The organism is Streptomyces luteosporeus (genome assembly GCF_039532865.1).
Lineage (GTDB): Bacteria > Actinomycetota > Actinomycetes > Streptomycetales > Streptomycetaceae > Streptomyces > Streptomyces luteosporeus.
The window spans coordinates 25,048-42,629 of the sequence record NZ_BAAASL010000001.1 but is presented as its reverse complement, the minus strand read 5'-3'; the positions used below and the strand labels follow the sequence as shown (position 1 = coordinate 42,629).

General features: G+C 71.7%; 19 protein-coding genes. 11 read left to right on the top strand and 8 right to left on the bottom strand.

Annotated elements, in window-relative coordinates:
- Nucleotides 1-63 precede the first annotated feature (63 nt).
- Both ABD361_RS00215 and ABD361_RS00210 read left to right on the top strand, forming a co-directional pair.
- Nucleotides 64-1,305, top strand: a complete 1,242-nt coding sequence (locus tag ABD361_RS00215) for a GNAT family N-acetyltransferase (RefSeq protein ID WP_344432492.1) — start codon at nucleotides 64-66, stop codon at nucleotides 1,303-1,305.
- A 155-nt stretch (nucleotides 1,306-1,460) separates the two neighbouring features.
- Nucleotides 1,461-2,102, top strand: coding sequence for an NADPH-dependent FMN reductase (locus tag ABD361_RS00210; RefSeq protein WP_344432491.1), 642 nt, complete (start codon nucleotides 1,461-1,463; stop codon nucleotides 2,100-2,102).
- A gap of 272 nt (nucleotides 2,103-2,374) precedes the next feature.
- On the opposite strand, the gene ABD361_RS00205 is transcribed toward ABD361_RS00210, so the two are convergent.
- The 3 genes from ABD361_RS00205 to ABD361_RS00195 form a co-directional block, all read right to left on the bottom strand.
- Complete coding sequence (locus ABD361_RS00205) at nucleotides 2,375-3,187, bottom strand: GNAT family N-acetyltransferase (RefSeq protein WP_425583093.1); 813 nt, start codon at nucleotides 3,185-3,187, stop codon at nucleotides 2,375-2,377.
- A gap of 62 nt (nucleotides 3,188-3,249) precedes the next feature.
- A complete protein-coding gene (locus ABD361_RS00200; RefSeq protein WP_344432490.1) occupies nucleotides 3,250-3,660 on the bottom strand; it encodes a VOC family protein in 411 nt (136 codons plus the stop codon).
- A gap of 34 nt (nucleotides 3,661-3,694) precedes the next feature.
- Nucleotides 3,695-4,084 (bottom strand): helix-turn-helix domain-containing protein, encoded by a 390-nt coding sequence (locus ABD361_RS00195; RefSeq protein ID WP_425583115.1) that lies wholly within the window; start codon nucleotides 4,082-4,084, stop codon nucleotides 3,695-3,697.
- 158 nt (nucleotides 4,085-4,242) lie between these two features.
- Here ABD361_RS00195 and ABD361_RS00190 point away from each other — a divergent pair, with 158 nt between their 5' ends.
- The gene (locus ABD361_RS00190; RefSeq protein ID WP_344432488.1) at nucleotides 4,243-5,070 is read left to right on the top strand and encodes an ALF repeat-containing protein; all 828 of its coding nucleotides are present in this window, start codon (nucleotides 4,243-4,245) and stop codon (nucleotides 5,068-5,070) included.
- 76 nt (nucleotides 5,071-5,146) lie between these two features.
- Here ABD361_RS00190 and ABD361_RS00185 read toward each other — a convergent pair whose 3' ends face one another.
- From ABD361_RS00185 to ABD361_RS00175, 3 genes are all read right to left on the bottom strand, one after another.
- Nucleotides 5,147-5,878, bottom strand: coding sequence for a transglycosylase SLT domain-containing protein (locus ABD361_RS00185; RefSeq protein WP_344432487.1), 732 nt, complete (start codon nucleotides 5,876-5,878; stop codon nucleotides 5,147-5,149).
- Between the two features lie 284 nt (nucleotides 5,879-6,162).
- Nucleotides 6,163-7,065 carry a sigma-70 family RNA polymerase sigma factor gene (locus tag ABD361_RS00180; protein ID WP_344432486.1) on the bottom strand — a complete coding sequence of 301 codons (903 nt, stop codon included), beginning with the start codon at nucleotides 7,063-7,065 and terminating at the stop codon, nucleotides 6,163-6,165.
- A gap of 9 nt (nucleotides 7,066-7,074) precedes the next feature.
- Nucleotides 7,075-7,530 carry a carboxymuconolactone decarboxylase family protein gene (locus ABD361_RS00175; RefSeq protein WP_344432858.1) on the bottom strand — a complete coding sequence of 152 codons (456 nt, stop codon included), beginning with the start codon at nucleotides 7,528-7,530 and terminating at the stop codon, nucleotides 7,075-7,077.
- Between the two features lie 167 nt (nucleotides 7,531-7,697).
- Between ABD361_RS00175 and ABD361_RS00170 the strand changes: the two genes are divergently transcribed.
- From ABD361_RS00170 to ABD361_RS00155, 4 genes are all read left to right on the top strand, one after another.
- Nucleotides 7,698-8,534 (top strand): SDR family oxidoreductase, encoded by an 837-nt coding sequence (locus ABD361_RS00170; protein ID WP_344432485.1) that lies wholly within the window; start codon nucleotides 7,698-7,700, stop codon nucleotides 8,532-8,534.
- Nucleotides 8,535-8,642: 108 nt separating this feature from the next.
- Nucleotides 8,643-9,053: a helix-turn-helix domain-containing protein gene (locus ABD361_RS00165; protein WP_344432484.1), complete on the top strand. Its 411-nt coding sequence runs from the start codon at nucleotides 8,643-8,645 to the stop codon at nucleotides 9,051-9,053.
- A gap of 18 nt (nucleotides 9,054-9,071) precedes the next feature.
- On the top strand, nucleotides 9,072-9,689 hold the full coding sequence (locus ABD361_RS00160; protein WP_344432482.1) for a hypothetical protein: 618 nt from the start codon (nucleotides 9,072-9,074) through the stop codon (nucleotides 9,687-9,689).
- A 133-nt stretch (nucleotides 9,690-9,822) separates the two neighbouring features.
- Nucleotides 9,823-10,167, top strand: a complete 345-nt coding sequence (locus ABD361_RS00155; protein ID WP_344432480.1) for a DUF2516 family protein — start codon at nucleotides 9,823-9,825, stop codon at nucleotides 10,165-10,167.
- Between the two features lie 59 nt (nucleotides 10,168-10,226).
- Here ABD361_RS00155 and ABD361_RS00150 read toward each other — a convergent pair whose 3' ends face one another.
- Both ABD361_RS00150 and ABD361_RS00145 read right to left on the bottom strand, forming a co-directional pair.
- Nucleotides 10,227-11,519: a PP2C family protein-serine/threonine phosphatase gene (locus ABD361_RS00150; protein ID WP_344432479.1), complete on the bottom strand. Its 1,293-nt coding sequence runs from the start codon at nucleotides 11,517-11,519 to the stop codon at nucleotides 10,227-10,229.
- A 266-nt stretch (nucleotides 11,520-11,785) separates the two neighbouring features.
- A complete protein-coding gene (locus ABD361_RS00145) occupies nucleotides 11,786-12,856 on the bottom strand; it encodes a C40 family peptidase (protein WP_344432478.1) in 1,071 nt (356 codons plus the stop codon).
- 477 nt (nucleotides 12,857-13,333) lie between these two features.
- Here ABD361_RS00145 and pstS point away from each other — a divergent pair, with 477 nt between their 5' ends.
- The 4 genes from pstS to pstB all read left to right on the top strand — a co-directional run bounded on the left by pstS (nucleotide 13,334) and on the right by pstB (nucleotide 17,511).
- A complete protein-coding gene (pstS, locus tag ABD361_RS00140) occupies nucleotides 13,334-14,467 on the top strand; it encodes a phosphate ABC transporter substrate-binding protein PstS (RefSeq protein WP_344432477.1) in 1,134 nt (377 codons plus the stop codon).
- A gap of 173 nt (nucleotides 14,468-14,640) precedes the next feature.
- Nucleotides 14,641-15,615 (top strand): phosphate ABC transporter permease subunit PstC, encoded by a 975-nt coding sequence (gene pstC / locus ABD361_RS00135; protein WP_344432476.1) that lies wholly within the window; start codon nucleotides 14,641-14,643, stop codon nucleotides 15,613-15,615.
- Nucleotides 15,612-16,697, top strand: a complete 1,086-nt coding sequence (pstA, locus tag ABD361_RS00130) for a phosphate ABC transporter permease PstA (RefSeq protein ID WP_344432475.1) — start codon at nucleotides 15,612-15,614, stop codon at nucleotides 16,695-16,697. The genes pstC and pstA overlap by 4 nt, the downstream gene beginning before the upstream one ends.
- A gap of 34 nt (nucleotides 16,698-16,731) precedes the next feature.
- Nucleotides 16,732-17,511 carry a phosphate ABC transporter ATP-binding protein PstB gene (gene pstB / locus ABD361_RS00125; RefSeq protein WP_344432474.1) on the top strand — a complete coding sequence of 260 codons (780 nt, stop codon included), beginning with the start codon at nucleotides 16,732-16,734 and terminating at the stop codon, nucleotides 17,509-17,511.
- The last annotated feature ends 71 nt before the right edge of the window (nucleotides 17,512-17,582 follow it).

The following is a 17,582-nucleotide window of genomic DNA, read 5'->3' as shown; positions in this document are numbered from 1 at the left end:
GATTGCCCGGGCCTCGGCCGAATTGGGGTGCGCGCCCGCCCCGTTGCTGCCTAGCGTTCCTTCATGAGCGTTGAGGTGCGCACCATCGACGAGTCGGACCTGCCCGGCTGGATCCGGGCGATGAACACCGGGTTCCTGCGCCCGCCCGGAGGCGACAAGGAGGAGGTCGCCCTGCGCACCGCGGGCACGGACCTCGCCCGCGCCCAGGGCGCCTTCGACGGCGACCGCTGCGTCGCCACGTACCGCAGCTTCCCGCAGCGCCTGAGCGTCCCCGGCGGGCGCAGCGTCGCGGCCGACGCGGTCTCCGGCGTCACCGTCTCCCCCACCCACCGCCGGCGCGGGCTGCTCAGCCGCATGATCGAGCGCGATCTGCGCGCCGCCAAGGACCGCGGGGAGCTCGTCGCGACGCTGATCGCCGCCGAGTGGCCCATCTACGGCCGCTACGGCTTCGGCCCGGGCACCTGGACCACGCGCTGGGAGGTCGAGGTCGCCCGCACCGGCCTCGACCGGCGCTACGCGGGCCCCGTGGACGGCGGCCGCGTCGACCTGGTCGACCTCGACACCGTGCGCGCCCTGGGGCCGGCCCTGCACGCGCGCATGAGCACCGTGCGGCACGGCGTGGTCGACCGCGCGGACCGCTGGTGGCAGATCAACACCGGTGTGCTGCCGCGGCCGGGCACGACGTGGACGGAGCCGTTCACCGCCCTGTACCGCGCCCCCGACGGCACCCCGGAAGGGCTCGTCGCCTACACGGCCGACGACGACTGGGACGCCAAGCGACCCCGCAACACCCTCACCGTCCTCGACCTCGTCGCCGTCTCCTCGCGCGCCGAACGGGCCCTGTGGCACTTCCTGTTGTCCATCGACTGGGCCTGGACGGTCGACTCCGGCCACCGCGCCCCGGACGACCTGCTGCCGCTGCTGCTGCCCGACGTCCGCGCGGCCCGCGTCACCACCCACGCCGACTTCCTGTGGCTGCGCCCGCTCGACGTACCGGGCCTGCTGCGGCACCGCGCGTACGCCGTGCCGGGATCGCTCGTCCTGGAGGTGAGCGACACCTCGGGGCTCGCCGGCGGCCGGTTCCTGCTGGAGGCGGACGAGGACGGGGCACAGTGCGCGCCCACCGCCCGTCCGGCCGACATCGCGCTCGACCTCGGCGCCCTGAGCGCGCTGTACCTGGGCGACGAGTCGGCGGTACGGCTGGCGGCGCTGGGACGGCTCGACGAGGAGCGACCGGGCGCGGTGGCGCGGGCGGAGCTCATGCTGCGGACGGCACGCCGCCCGTGGTGTCCCGATTCGTTCTGATCGGTCCGGGCGCGGCCGCAGGGCGACGGACCTTTTCCGGGCGATCACTTGACCTCAAGCATGGTTGAGGTCGGAGGCTTCTTCCCAGCGGCCGGCACGACGCCGGCCACGGCCCGCCACAGCCCCGACCTGCTCTTGAGAAGAGGCCCTCAGCCATGTCCGCCACCGTCGCCCCGACCGCCGCCGAGACCCCCGCCGCCCACCGCCCGGACGCCCCCTACCGGCTCGCCGTCGTCGTCGCCTCGACGCGCGAGGGCCGCTTCGGGCCCGTCGTCGCCGCCTGGCTCGGCCGGCAGCTCGCCGGGCGCGACGACGTCCAGGTGGACGTCATCGACCTGGCCGACCACCCGCTGCCCGGCCACCTGTCGAAGGAACCGGACGCACAGGACGCCGCCGTCCTCGCGGCCGTCACCCCGCGCCTCGCGGCGGCCGACGCCTTCATCGTCGTCACCCCCGAGTACAACCACAGCTACCCGGCCCCGCTGAAGAACCTCATCGACTGGCACTACACCCAGTGGCAGGCCAAGCCCGTCGCCTTCGTCTCCTACGGCGGTCTCTCCGGCGGCCTGCGGGCGGTCGAGCACCTGCGCCCGGTCTTCGCCGAGCTCCACGCCGTCACCATCCGCGAAACCGTCAGCTTCCACAGCCCCTGGGGCCGCCTGGACACGACGGGCCTCCACCTCGACGAGGAGGCCGGCACCGCGGCCGCCGGCGCGGCGAAGGTGATGCTCGACCAGCTCGCCTGGTGGGCCATCTCCCTCCGCGAGGCCCGCGCGGCCCGCCCTTACGGCAAGTAAGGTCGCCCCTAAGGGGCGCGGGGCAGTATCGATCTGCGGCTGCCGCCGCGTGGGCGCGACAAGCCACGACGCGCCCGCAGCCGATGCGCAGCCCCGGGACCCGGGCGAAGCCTTACGGGGCACCGCGACGCCGCGCCTCCGGCCAGGTCCTAGGTCGACGGATCATGCAGCGCCCCGTCAGGGGCGCGGGGAACTGCGCGACAAGCCACGACGCGCCCGCAGACGAAGTGCCGTGCCGCACCCCTTACGGGGCACCGGGCGCGGCGAAGCCGCTACGCGGCGGACGCGCCGTACACGTACGGCGTGGTCGTCGTGAGCGGCACGAAACCGAGCCGCTGCAGGATCGGCCGGCTCGACGGCAACGCATCCACCTGCAGGAAGCGGTAGCCGCGCTCGGCCGCCATACGGGCGCGGGCGGCGACCAGCGCCCGGTAGACGCCCCGGCCGCGCCACCCCGGGACGGTGCCGCCTGACCACAGGCTCGCGAAGCTCGTTCCCGGGTGGAACTGCACACGGGCCGCACTGACCGGTTCGTCGCCGGCCATGGCGACGAGAGCGGGAACCGCCTCCGGATCGGCCGCCAGCTCGTCCAGCAGCTGCTGCACGACGGACGAGCGGCTGTGGCCGAACGCCAGCTCGTGCACCGCCGCCACGAGCCGTACGCCCGCGGCGTCGGTCACCGGCTCCAGCCGGACGCCGGGCGGCAGGGAGGGAGACGCTGACAGATCGCCGTGGACGGGGGTCTCGGCGACCATCAGCGTCTCCTCCTCCTCGGGCACGAAGCCCGCTGCCAGGAGCCGCGCGGCCAGCCCGGGCGGGCCGTCGTGGCCGTACAGCTTCCACTCGAACTCGCGGTCCAGCGCCGTGAAATACCGCACCTGCGCCGCGACGACGGCGTCGACGGCGGCCTCGTCGGCCCCGTCCAGGCCCGACCAGACGACGCCGTTCCAGCCCTGCGCGCCGGCGCCGACGTACCGTACGACGGGCCCGTCCTGCTCCACACGGTCCCCGGGCGCCTCGGGCCGGGCGTCCCGGCGCATCTCGCGGTCGAAGAGCGCGAGCAGATCGGCTTCGCTGATGTTCATGGAGCCACTGCAGCACCGGCGACGCGCGGCGGCAAAGGGTTAACGGGTGGCAGCGCCGAGGGTCAGACCTTCGGCTGGGTGAAGCGGATGTTGTTGCCGAAGGGGTCGCGCAGCCCGCAGTCGATGCCGTACGGCCGCTCCGTCGGCTCCTGCGTGAACTCCACGCCCCGGGCAAGCAGCTCCTCGTAGGCCTTGCGGCAGTCGCCGGTCGTGAGGATGAGCCAGCCCGCCATCGCACCCTTGGTGATCAGGTCGCGGACCTGCGCCGCGGTCTCCTCGGACATGTGGGGGCCGCCCGGCTTCTCCAGCAGGACCTCCCGGCCCGGCTCGCCGGGCACCCCGACGGTCAGCCAGCGCATGAAGCCCAGGTCGATGTCCGCGACGACCTCCAACCCCAGCTTGCCGACGTAGAAGTCGAGGGCCTCGTCCTGGTCGAGGACGTACATCTGCGAGTGCGTAATGGCGTTGAACATGTGCCCAACGGTATGCGGCGGGCGGGCCGAAAACTTATCCGGAACTGCTCGATGCGGGGCGCGCTTCCGCAGGTCGCAGCCACGCCATGGCGAAACAGCTGGGAACCTCCCGCACGGCCGCCGCCCGCTTGCGGTACTCGCGCGGCGATTGCCCCACGATGTCGCGGAAGGTACGGCTGAACGTGCCGAGGCTGGAGAACCCGACCTCCATGCAGATGTCCGTGACGCTGCGCTCCGTCTCGCGCAGCAGGCACATCGCCCGCTCCACGCGCCGCCGTTGCAGATAGCGGTGCGGCGTCTCGCCGAACGTGGCACGGAAGGTGCGGCTGAAGTGCGCCTCGGAGACATGGGCGATGCGCGCCAGGGCGGGCACGTCCAGGGGCTGCGCGTAGGCGCGGTCCATGGCGTCCCGGGCCCGCAGCATCCGGCGATTGGCGTCCTCCACCGCACGATTCACGCAGGCAAGGATGGCATACGCTGTCGAACGTCCTTTTTGACGCCTTGTAAGGAAAAGCAGGTGCAACGCAGGTGAAGCTGGCCCGACTTTCCGCCGTGGTGGCGGCTGGTGCAGTGATACCGGCCGTGCTGTTCGCAGCTCCGGCCGTGGCCGCCGGCAGCACGTCGACGTCCTCCGTGGCCGGCAGCTCGCTGGACGACGACCGCGCGGCGATCCTGAGGATGCTGAGCGACAAGAACACGGGCCGCGGGCTGCGCAACGCCGCCGACAAGGCGCTCAGCGGTTCCCCGGCGGACGTCCGCGCCTTCCTGGAGACCGGCCAGTACAAGGCCCGCGATGAGGACAACCGCTTCGCCGTCCTCAAGCTCCTGTCGGACAAGGACACCGGCCCGGCGGTGCGCGAGGCCGCGAACAAGGCGCTCGACGGCAGCCCCGAGGACCGCGCCCGCTTCCTGGCGACCGGGCGCGACGAGATCCGCGTGATCGACGACCGCCTGCGGATCAGCCAGATCATGAGCGGCGGCGGCCCGGCGGTGAAGGAAGCCGCCCGGAAGGCGCTGCGCGGCACCCCGCAGGACGCGCGGCGCTTCCTGGAGACCGGCCAGTACGAGGCGCGGGCCAAGGACGAGGCCGCAGAGAAGGCGGCCAAGGAGCGCGCCCAGGCCGGTACGTCGGCGAAGCCCACCGCACCGTCGTCGCAGCCGCCGTCGCAACCTTCGTCGCAGTCGCCGGCGCCGTCGTCCGCGGCGAAGACCGGCGGAACGGGTACGACGGCCGGGCCCGCTCCGGCACCGTCCTCCGCCTCCCCGACGCCCGCCAGTGGCTCGCAGATGGCCGAGACGGGCACCGGCTCCGGCGTTCCGTGGACCGCCGCCGGCGCCACGGTCGCCCTGGCGGCGGGTGCCGCAATGGTCGTCGTGGCCCGGCGCCGCCGCGGCACGACCGAACGCTGAAAACCGGAAACACGGAATAACGTAAAGGACGGCGGCACCCCGCACGGGGTGCCGCCGCCCTTTGTCCTACCGCCGGTCAGTAAGCGGAATTGACGTTGTCCATCGAGCCGTACTTGTCGGCCGCGTAATTGCAGGACGCGACGATATTGGCCACCGGGTCCCAGATGTTCCAGGAGGTGCCGTCGACGTGGTACGCCTTGAACGTCGGGTCGATGATCTGCAGCAGACCCTTCGACGGAACACCGTTGACGGCGTTGACGTCCCAGTCGTTGATCGCATGCGGGTTACCCGTGGACTCACGCATCACATTGCGCTTGATGCCCTCGTACGAGCCCGGGATGCCCTTGGCCTTCATGATGTCCAGGGACTGGCGGATCCAGCCGTCCAGGTTGTCCGCGTAGACCTTGGGGGCCGGGGCGGCCGGCTTGGCGGCAGGCTTCTCGGCGGGCTTGGCCGGGGCAGCCTTGAGGGCCTTGCGGGCCTCGGCACGGCTGGCGGCCTCCTTGGCGGCGCGCTCGCGGTCGGCCTTGGCCTTGGCGGCGGCGTCGGCCTCGGCCTTGACGCGGGCCTGGGCGTCGGTCTTCGCCTGGGCAGCCGCATCGTCGGCGGCCTTGGTCAGCTCCTCCTGCTGGGTCTCACCGAAGGACTGGGCGCTCCAGGCGACCGGCTTGACCGAAGCGGCATCGGCGGCCACGGCGTGGGAGGCGAGACCGAACGCCAGGGTGGCGGCGCCGGCCGCGGCGATGCCGGCGGCGGAGAACTTGTGGACCTTGGTCAGACGGGTATAGCCGGAGTGGGTGGAGCGCATATCTGAGCTGAACCTCTTCCAATCGCGAAAGTCGCTGCGGCCTTGCACGGCGCATAAGAGAAGCGCCGTTTGTCGGTCGACGGCGCCGTGGCGACCCCGCAATTGTTAGCGGCGGCGAAAACCCCGCGCAATGATGTGACGTACTACATGACGCCGTACCTCCTGTGCCCGCTCGGTGAAGCGCTTCCTATTCCTCCGCCAATTCGGCGCCTTCCCCGGGTACGGCCCCGGACCGTATGTGACGCAGGCCCTATGCCCGGCCTCACATTCCGCGCCCTCTTTTCTCACCTGCCGTGACCGGGCGCATACGCGAACAGGCGGTCCTGGTCGGCCAGGATGTCGATTTCGACGATCCGGCCGTCCGCGATCGTGAAGCCCATGACCGCCATCAGGCGGCCCTCGACCTCCGTGACCACGCCGGCGGCACCATTGACCAGCGCGGGCCGCGCGGCGTGCGAGAACTTCCGGAAGGTGAGCGCCTGCCCGGCCACCGCGGCCGCGCCCCGCACCAGCTTGGACGCCCCCGCGCCCACCGCCACGGCACCGGCGTCCGCGCGCAGCACCACGTCCGGGTCGAGCACCGTGAGGAGCGCGTCGAAGTCGCCGTCGCGCGATGCGGCGAGGAAGGCGTCGACGACCTCCCGCTGCAGCACCAGGTCGGCGTCCGGTGTCGGCGCGGCGCCCCGCACCCGCCGCCGGGCCCGGCTGGCGAGCTGTCTGGCCGCGGCCGGCGTCCGCTCCACCACGGGCGCGATCTCCTCGAAGGGGACGCCGAACATGTCGTGCAGGACGAATGCGAGCCGCTCGGCCGGTGCCAGCGTGTCGAGGACGACGAGCAGTGCCAGGCCGACGGAGTCGGCCAGCAGGGCCTGCTGCTCCGGGTCGGTGCCGCCCCCACCCTCGTGCCCGATGTGGCTGACGACCGGATCGGGCACATGCACGCCCATGGGCTCCTCGCCCCGGGCCGTGCGGGAGCGCAATATGTCCAGGCACACCCTGCTGACGACCGTGGTCAGCCACCCGCCCAGATTCTCGATGGCACCCGAGTCGGAACGACTGAGCCGCAGCCACGCCTCCTGTACGGCGTCCTCGGCCTCACTGAGGGAGCCGAGCATCCGGTAGGCCACCGCGCGCAGGTGGTCCCGGCTCGCCTCGAACCGTTCCGCGAGAAGATCACGTTCGTCCATGATCGCTTTCTACCAGGCCCTTCCGGCGACCTGCCGGGTCGTGACATTGAGGCGGTTGAAGAAATTGCTGAGGGCTATCCACAGCGTTATGGAGGCGAGCTGCCGCTCGTCGTAGTACTCGGCAGCCTCCTGCCACACCTCGTCCGGCACCGGATCCGGCCGGTCCGCCAGCCGCGTGGCCGCCTCCGCGAGCGCCATCGCAGCACGCTCGGCGTCGCTGAAATACGGCGCGTCCCGCCAGGCGGCCACCGCGAACAGCTGCTCGTGGCCCACGCCCGCCTTCCTCGCGCTCACGGCCCCGGCGTCGACGCAGTAACCGCATCCGTTGATCTGGCTCACGCGCAGGTGGACCAGCTCCAGCGTCCGCTCGTCGACACCCCCTTTCTTCGCCGCCTTCAGCACCCCCAGAATCGGCGTCATCGCCTCCGGAATGACCACCGCGGGGTTCTGCATCCGTGCCTGCAGCGTCGTCATCGCCACCACCCTCGCCCTCGCTCGCGCTCCGGTTTTCCGCCCGTCACTGGATTGACGGATCGCGGCCGGCGAATGTGACCGGCTCCCGCCCCGGACTTCGTCACCCCGCCGGCCCACGGCGGATGCGGCGCCCACCACGGCCCCGACACCCTGGGAACGTGACCGCCACAGCCAGGTCCTGGTTCGTCACCGGCGCCTCCTCCGGCCTCGGCCGCCACCTCACCGAGCTGCTGCTCGCCCGCGGCGACCGGGTGGCGGCCACCGCCCTCCGCGCGTCCGAGCTGGACGACCTCGCGGTCGCCCACGCCCGCGACCGCCTGTGGGCGCAGGTCCTGGACGTCACCGACGCCGACGCCGTGCGCCGCACGGTCGACGCGGCGTGCGCCGCGCTCGGCCGCGTCGACGTCGTCGTGAACACCCTCGGATCCGGCCTGCTCGGAGCAGCGGAGGAGATCACGGACGCGCAGCTGCGCCACCAGCTCGACACCGGCCTTCTCGGCGCGGTCCGGATCGCCCGCGCCGCCCTGCCCCACCTGCGCGAACAGGGCGGCGGCCGGATCCTGCAGGTGACCGGCACCGGCGGCCACGACGCGCTGCCGCTGATGAGCCTGCGCCTCGCCGCCGCACGCGGCGTCGAAGGCTTCTTCGCCTCGCTCGCCCGGGAAGTCGCGCCCTTCGGCATCCGCATCACCCTGATCGAACAGGCCGACGCCCCCGCCGCCGACCGGGCCGTGCCCCTGGCCGCGTACGAGCGGACGCCCCTCGCCGAGCTGCGCCGCACCATGACCTCCGGCGCCGTACGCCCGCTGAGCGATCCGGCCAAGACGGCACGTGCCGTCCTTGACTGCGCCGACCTCGAACCGGCCCCCCTCCGCCTGGTCCTCGGCAGCGATGCCTACGAGACCACCCGCACCGCCCTCGCCCGCCGCCTGGCGGATCTGGAGGTCCAGCGGGAGATCGCCTGGTCGACGGACGTCGACGACGTCCGCCACTGACCCGCACACCGGGGCCCGCCACCGGACCGACCGGGCGGTGGCTCGATCAGTGCACTTTTGCAAGCGGCTTGCTTGCAAAAGTTAGCAATGTGCGACAGCATCGTCCGCATGGCATCACTCAACGTCGGCAACCTCGGCGAGTTCCTGCGTGAGCAGCGGCGCAACGCGCAGCTCACCCTGCGACAGCTCGCGGATGCCGCCGGAGTGTCCAACCCGTACCTCAGCCAGATCGAGCGCGGCCTGCGCCGGCCGAGTGCGGAGATCCTGCAGCAGCTGGCCAAGGCGCTGCGGATCTCCGCCGAGACGCTGTACGTGCAGGCCGGGATCCTCGACGAGCGGGAACGGGAGGAAGCGGAGGTCCGCAGCGTGATCCTCGCCGATCCCTCGATCAACGAGCAGCAGAAGCAGGCGCTGCTCCAGATCTACGAGGCGTTCCGCAAGGAGAACGCGCTCGCCGCCGACAAGGCGGCCGGGGCGGACGACAACAGCACACCCGACCACGGCAAACCTTCGAGCTGATCCGGGAGATCCCACGCCATGGCCATCACACAGGACATCCGCAAGGCGGCCACCGACACCGTGTACGCCGCCGCCGGCACCGCGGACCTCGCCGCGGAGAAGCTGGGACAGCTGGTCGCCGACGCCCCGGCCCGCATCGAGCAGCTGCGCAGCACCGACCCGAAGGCCCTGGGCGAGCGGGTGACCCAGCAGGCCAAGCAGGTCGGCACGCAGGTGACCACCAAGGTCGCCGGGTTCGTCGGGACGATCGACACCGACGCCAAGAAGCTCAAGCAGACCGCCCAGGACCTCGCTCTGCGGGGCGTCGGCCAGGCCGTCTCGGCGGCCGCGCAGGCCGGGGAGACGTTCGAGAAGATGGCCGAGCGCGGCCGCACGGCCGTGAAGGCCTGGCGCGGCGAGGCCGCCGAGGAGATCGCCGAGATCGCGGTCGCCGTCGAGCCCGACAGCGAGCAGGACAAGGGCGACAAGACCGCGCAGGCGGAGGCCGCCCCGGCTCCGGCCGCGGGCACCGCCGCGGACGCGGACACCGCCGAGCCCAAGGGGGCCGAGGCCAAGCCCGCCGCCCGCCGCTCCACCACCACGACCCGCAAGCCCGCCGCCAAGAAGGCCGACGCCAAGAACGGCGACGAGGCGTAAGAGGCCCAAGAGGCGTAAAGAGACAAGGCGTAACAACGGCGCGAATGATCCGGGCACGCACGCCGTGCCCGGATCGTTCATCCGGTACGGTGGCAGAGGACGCTGCGCAGGCACGGACAAGAGGTGAGCGGAAATGCTGGTGGAAGCCTTCGGCGAGGTCCTGTCCTGGGTCTCGATCGGCCTGCTCGCCTTCACGATCGTCGCCTTCATCGACGCCGCCGTGCACCGCGATGACGCCTACCGCGCGGCCGACAAGCAGTCCAAGGGCTTCTGGCTGATCATCCTCGGCCTGGCCGGCGCCGTGAACTTCTTCTTCGGCGTGATGAGCTTCCTGCCGATCCTCGGCCTGATCGCCACGATCGTCTACATGGTCGACGTGCGCCCCGCCCTGCGGCAGGTTTCCGGCCGCGGCGGCCCGCGGCGGCGGCGCGGTTCGAGCTCGGACGGTCCGTACGGGCCGTTCAACGGCGGCCGCTGAGCCGGGAGCCGCTCAGCCGCCGGCCATCACCGCCCGTTCTTCCCCGGCTCTTCCTCGGTTCATCCCCGGTCGAGCAGGATCACGGCCACATCGTCGGTCAAGTCGCCCCCATTGAGGGCCCGGACCTCCGCCAGGGTCGCCTCCAGGAGCTCCTCTCCCCGCAGCCCCTGTCTCATTCGACGCCTCACCAGCTCGATCAGCCCCTCCTGTCCCAGGCGCCGCGCACCGCCACCCACCCGGCCCTCGATCAGGCCGTCGGTGTACATCATCAGGCTCCAGGCGGGGCCCAGTTCGACCTCCTGGTGCGGCCAGCGGGCGGACGCCGGCAGGCCCAGCGCCGGGCCGCCGCCGTCCTGCGGCAGCAGGACCGGCGCCCGCCGGGGACGGACGAGCAAGGGCGCGGGGTGCCCGGCCAGGCACAGGGAGGCGGTGCGCCCGTCGGGGGCCATGTCGACCGTGCACAGCGTCGCGAAGACCTCGTCGTGCGCCCGCTCGTGCTCAAGTACTTGTTGGAGCGTGGCGAGCAGGTCGTCGCCGCACAGTCCGGCGAGGGTCAGGGCCCGCCACGCTATGCGCAGTTCCACGCCCAGCGCCGCCTCGTCCGGGCCGTGCCCGCACACGTCGCCGATCATCGCGTGGACGGTGCCGTCGGGCGTGCGGACGCTGTCGTAGAAGTCGCCGCCGAGCAGGGCGCGGCTGCGTCCGGGGCGGTAGCGGGCGGCGAAGCGCAGTCCGGATCCGGCCAGCAGGGGGTGCGGCAGCAGGCCCCGTTCCAGGCGGGCGTTCTCCTGGGCGCGCAGCCGGCTCTCGGTGAGCTGCCGCTGGGCGAAGTCGGCGCGCTTGCGTTCGACGGCGTAGCGGATGGCGCGGTTGAGCACCCGTCCGTCGAGTTCGTCGCGGAAGAGGTAGTCCTGGGCGCCGACCCGCACGGCTTCCGCCGCCCGTTCGGCGTCGGCCTCGGCGGTGAGGGCGAGGACGGCGTGGTCGGGAGCGAGCCGCAGGACCTGCCGCAGGGTGGCGAGTTCGTCGGGTTGCCGGCCGGGGGTGCGGCCGGCGGGCGGCAGCGCGAGGTCGAGGAGGATGCACTGCACGTCGTCGGTGAGCAACCGTTCCGCCTCGGTGAGGTTGCGGGCGGTACGGATGCGTACGGGCCCCTCGGCCGCACCGGTCATGGCCGTCATGTGTCGCCCGGCGAGGGATCCGCCGGGCTCGTCCTCGATCACGAGCAGCGTGAGCCCGCCGTCGGCGTCGGCGGCCTCGGGGGCGTCGGCGGCAGCGGCGGTGGCACCGGTGACCTCACCGGTCGGCACGGCGGGGGGCCGTCCTGCCGGGCTCGGCACGGGCACGGGCATCACTAGGTCCTTCCTCCCCCAGCCGTCGCTGGAGGCACCCCACCCCCCGAGGCACAGCGCCTCGCCGCCGGTCCGATCCCACGGACGAGTACCGAACGTGACCCTAGCGCCAGAGCCCGGTCGAACGGAATGGTACGCAGCCACCCGCCTCTGTCATATGCCGTGGTCCGTAGGGAAGTTGACGTCCCTTCTCCACTCGAACGGAGGAGCGTGCGCCCGAAGGCGTCACGCCCCTCCCGTGCCCGTCGGCCTCCCGGCCGGAGCCCTCACCCCGGCCGTACGACCCCGAGGATCGGCATGGTCCCCGCCCCGGCCAGCGTCACCTGCCGGCCCGGTCGCGGCGCGTGGACGATCGTGCCGTCACCCACGTACATCCCCACGTGGCTGGCGTCGCCGAAGTAGATGATCAGGTCGCCCGGCCGCATGTCCTTCAGGTCGACCTTCGGCAGCTGCCGCCACTGCTCCTGCGAGGTGCGCGGGATCGACCGGCCGCCGGCCGCCCACGCCTTGAGGGTCAGGCCCGAGCAGTCGTAGGTGTCGGGTCCCTCGGCGCCCCAGACGTAGTTCTTGCCGATCTGCGCCGTCGCGAAGTCCAGCGCGCGTTTGGCGTCCCCGGTCGCGGCGTTGCTTCCCGGTAGGTTCATCAGACCTTTACCGGTGGAGGCCAGCCACTGGGCCTGCGCCTGGCGCGCCCGCTCCTCCTCCAGCTGCCGCAGCCGGTCCCGCTCCTTCTCCTGCAGCTGCGACTCCAGCTTCTTGGCCGCCTCCAGCTGCTCCTCGATCTCCTTCTTGGCGGCTTCCTTCTTCTTCCGCTCGCCGTCGAGCGCCTTGCGGCGCTCCTCCGCCGCCTTGGCGTAGCGGTCGAGCTCGGCCCGCGTGGCCGTCAGCCGCTCGATCAGGCCCTTGGTGGCCTGCTCGCCCCTGCGGGCAAGGGCCGCGCCGCTCAGGAAGGTGTGGGGCTCGCCGCTGAGCATCAGCCGGGTGCCGGGGCCGAGCCCGCCGCTGCGGTACTGGGCACGGGCCAGAGCGCCGGTCTGTGCCCGCAACCGGTCCAGCCGCTGTTGCGCGTCGGCGACCCGCCCGGTGAGGTCGGCGACCGACTTCTCCTGCAGCCGCAGCTGCTCGCCCGCCGCGTTGTAGGCGTCCGTGGCGGCCTCGGCCTTGCGGTAGAGGGCCTCGACCTCCTTGTGCACCTCTTCGAGGCTCCGGGAGGAGGCGCCCGCCGTAGGGGTGGGCCCGGGGGTCGGCACGGGCGCCGCGTAGGTCACGCCGGGCGCCGCCAGTACCGCCAGCCCCGCAGCGCAGACGAGCGCGGTGGCCACGGCCACCCGGCCCACGCGTCCCGCGGTGCGCCCGCTCGTACGGCCGGTGGTACCCCCGCCGGCCGGCCCCGTACGCCCTTGCTCCGCACCTCGTGCGCCCCGGCGCGCGCCGTGCGCGCCGTCCACACCACCCGTGCCTCGGCCCTCGCCACCATTGCGCCCGCCAGGAGACCCCACCGACACCTCCGCGACTCCGCCCCCGTACCCGACATGCCGTCACGCAAGGTTCGGATGGTGTCACGAGCTGCCAGAAATCAACAGAGGGCTGCGTCACACTGCACGGGAGACCACTCCCGTCACACCACCGGAAGCAACCCTTCCGCCGATCCACCACCCTGACGGGTGAGGTTCACCCTCCGTTCACTCTGCTCCATCGACCGCTTCACCTCATCTGCCTAATTTCGCCGACTAGAGGGTGCGGCCCAGACCGTCGCGCCTGCCACCTCTCGCACGCCGCCGTGAAGCGGCGGCTCCCGGAAGGAACATCCGAAAGTGAAGCTTCAGAGCAAGAACCGGCTTCGCACCGTCGCCCTCGGCGCCATCGCCGTCTCCGGCGCCCTGGTGCTGACGGCGTGCGGCTCGGACGACAACAGCGGCGGCGGCAACGGCGGCGGCGCCGGCTCCACCCAGGCCGCCGGCAACATCAAGTGCGAGGGCAAGGGGCAGCTGCTGGCCTCGGGCTCGTCCGCGCAGAAGAACGCCATGGACCTGTGGGTCAAGAACTACATGGCGGCCTGCAAGGACACCCAGATCAACTACAAGCCCACCGGCTCGGGCGCGGGCGTCCAGGAGTTCCTGCAGGGCAAGACCGCCTTCGCCGGCTCCGACTCGCCGCTGAAGCCGGAGGAGGTGGCCAAGTCCAAGGAGGTCGTCAAGGGCGGCCAGGGCATCAACCTCCCCATGGTCGGCGGCCCCATCGCGATCGGCTACAACGTCCCGGGCGTGGACAACCTCGTCCTGGACGCCGACACCCTCGCCCAGATCTTCGACTCGAAGATCGAGAAGTGGAACGACCCGGCGATCGCCAAGCTCAACAAGGACGCCAAGCTCCCGGACCTGAAGATCCAGGCGTTCCACCGCTCCGACGAGTCGGGCACCACCGACAACTTCACCAAGTACCTCAAGGCCGCCGCCGAGAAGTCCTGGCCGTACGACCCCGCCAAGGCGTGGAAGGCCAAGGGCGGCCAGTCCGCGGACGGCTCCGCCGGCGTCTCCTCCCAGGTCGCCCAGACCAAGGGCGCCATCTCGTACTTCGAGCTGTCGTACGCCACCGCCAACAACATCAAGACGGTGAAGCTGAACACGGGCGCCGCCGCCCCGGTCGAGGCCACCTCCGACAACGCCTCCAAGGCCATCGCCGAGGCGAAGATCGTCGGCACGGGCACCGACCTGTCCCTGAAGCTGAACTACACCACCAAGGCCGAGGGCGCCTACCCGATCACCCTGGTGACCTACGAGATCGTGGGCGACAAGGGCAACAAGGCCGAGACGCTGCCGGCCACCAAGTCCTTCCTGACCTACATCGCCAGCGAGGACGGCCAGTCGGTCCTCAAGGGCCTCGGCTACGCGCCGCTGCCCGCCGAGATCGCCAAGAAGGTCCGCGACACCATCGCGACCCTCTCCTGACCCCGGTGCGGGTCGCCCGCGCCCCGAGCCGCCCCCGTCCCGGGGGCGGGCCGGGGGCCGGGCGCCCGCACCATCCGGTGCACCGCCGCGCCAGGAGCCGCGCCGCCGCCCGCTCGTCCGTCCGCACTCAGCCGGACGGACCGCGGCAGCCGGCTCGCAGACCGGAGAACCCCATGGACATATCCTCAGCCACCACCTCCAGCCCGCCCGCCCCCGCCCGGGTGGCCAAGGCCGCCACCCGCCCGGGTGACCGGATCTTCCTCGCCCTGTCCCGGGGCTCCGGGATCCTGCTCCTGGTGATCATGGCCGCCATCGCGGTCTTCCTCACCGTCCGAGCCACCAACGCCCTCTCCCACAACAAGGGCAACTTCTTCACCACCTTCGAGTGGAGCGCCAACTCCACCCCGCCGGTCTTCGGCATCGCCGTCCTCGCCTTCGGCACGGTGGTCAGCTCCCTGATCGCGATGCTCATCGCGGTGCCCGTGGCCATCGGCATCGCGCTGTTCATCTCGCACTACGCGCCGCGCCGGCTCGCCGCGCCGCTGTCGTACGTCGTCGACCTGCTCGCCGCCGTGCCCTCGATCGTCTACGGCCTGTGGGGCGCCCTGTTCCTGGTGCCGCACCTGAGCGGGCTGTACGGCTGGCTCGACAAGTACTTCGGCTGGACCGGCATCTTCGCGTACCACGACGGCGCCGCCCGCTCGCTGTTCACCATCGGCATCCTGCTCGCGATCATGATCCTGCCGATCGTCACCAGCGTCAGCCGTGAGGTCTTCCGGCAGACGCCGCGGATGAACGAGGAAGCCGCGCTCGCCCTCGGCGCGACGCGCTGGGAGGTCGTGCGGATGGCCGTCCTGCCCTTCGGCCGCTCGGGCGTCATCAGCGCCTCGATGCTCGGCCTCGGCCGGGCGCTCGGCGAGACCATGGCCGTCGCCACCGTCCTCTCCCCCAGCTTCGAGATCGGCAAGAGCCTGCTGGACCCGGGCGGCGGAACGTTCGCGCAGAACATCGCCAGCAGCTTCAAGGAGTCCGGTGAGCTGGGCAAGGACGCCCTGATCGCCTCCGGCCTCGTCCTGTTCGTGCTGACCCTCCTGGTCAACGGCGCGGCCCGGATGATCATCGCGCGGCGCAAGGAGTACACGGCATGAGCGAGGTAATCATGGACCAGCCCGCCGTCCCCGGCAGCGCCTCCGCGGTCCTGCCCTCCTACCGCCTGCAGCAGCCCCGCCTTCCGCGCTGGGCCCCCGCGGGCCTCGCGGCCGCCTCGCTGGCCGTCGGCTGCGGCGTCGGCGCCGCAGCCGGGCTCGGCAGCCACGTCCAGTGGGGCCTGATCGCCGCGCTGCTCTACATAGCCGCCACCTTCGTCCTCGCGACCGCCGTCGAGGGCGTGCGCCAGGCCAAGGACCGCCTCTTCACCAGCCTGGTGTGGACCTGCTTCGTCGTCGCCGTCGTCCCGCTCGTCTCGCTGATCTGGGAGACGGTCAGCCGCGGCACCAAGGTCCTCGACGGCAACTTCCTCTCCCACTCCATGGCCGGCGTCCTGACCATCCAGCCCGGCGGCGGCGTCTACCACGCCATCATCGGCACCCTCGAGCAGGTCGGCATCGCCACCGCCATCGCGGCCCCCATCGGCCTGCTGACGGCCGTCTACCTGGTGGAGTACGGGCGCGGCCGGCTCGCCAAGGCCGTGACGTTCTTCGTCGACGTCATGACGGGCATCCCCTCGATCGTCGCCGGCCTGTTCGTCCTCAGCTTCTGGATCCTGATGCTGGACAACGGCTACTCCGGCTTCGCCGGGTCGATGGCTCTTGCGATCCTGATGATGCCGGTGGTCGTCCGGTCCACCGAGGAGATGCTCAAGCTCGTCCCGAACGAGCTGCGCGAGGCCTCGCTCGCCCTCGGCGTGCCGAAGTGGCGCACGATCCTCAAGGTCGTCCTGCCCACCGCCATCGGCGGCATCGCCACCGGCCTGATGCTGTCGGTCGCCCGCATCGCCGGTGAGTCCGCCCCGATCGTCCTGCTGGTCTTCGGCTCCCAGCTGATCAACAACAACCCCTTCGAAGGCGCCCAGTCCTCCCTGCCGTACTACATCTACGAGCAGTGGGCGGCCGGCAACGCGGCCAGCTACGACCGCGCGTGGGCGGCAGCCCTCGTCCTCATCGCCTTCGTCATGATCCTCAACCTGGTGGCCCGCGGCATAGCCCGCTGGAAGGCCCCCAAGAGCCGCTGACGCGGTTGATTCCCCGAAAGAAGTAGTGATCCCCATGGCCAAGCGAATCGACGTCAGCGGCCTGACCGCCTACTACGGCACCCACAAGGCCATCGAGGACATCTCGATGACCGTCGAGCCCCGCTCGGTGACGGCCTTCATCGGCCCCTCCGGCTGCGGCAAGTCCACCTTCCTGCGCACCCTCAACCGCATGCACGAGGTCACCCCGGGCGGCCGGGTCGAGGGCAAGGTGATGCTGGACGACGAGAACCTCTACGGCGCCGGCGTGGACCCCGTCTCCGTCCGCCGCACGGTCGGCATGGTCTTCCAGCGGCCCAACCCCTTCCCCACCATGTCCATCTACGAGAACGTCGTCGCCGGCGTGCGCCTGAACGGCGGGCGCCTGCGCAAGGCCGAGCTGGACGACGTCGTGGAGAAGTCGCTGCAGGGCGCCAACCTCTGGAAGGAGGTCAAGGACCGCCTGAACAAGCCCGGCGCGGGCCTGTCCGGAGGCCAGCAGCAGCGGCTGTGCATCGCCCGGGCCATCGCCGTCGAGCCGCAGGTGCTCCTGATGGACGAGCCCTGCTCGGCTCTCGACCCGATCTCCACGCTCGCCATCGAGGACCTGATCGGGGAGCTGAAGGAACGCTTCACGATCGTCATCGTGACCCACAACATGCAGCAGGCGGCCCGCGTCTCCGACCGCACCGCCTTCTTCAACCTGGCGGGCGTGGGCCAGCCGGGCAAGCTCGTCGAGATCGACGACACGGCCCGGATCTTCTCCAACCCCTCCGTCCAGGCCACCGAGGACTACATCTCCGGCCGCTTCGGCTGACACCGACCGCCTTGCGGCGCTGCTTGGCGGTGCCGCCGCAAGGCAAAGGGCCCGGCCCCCTGCTCGTACCA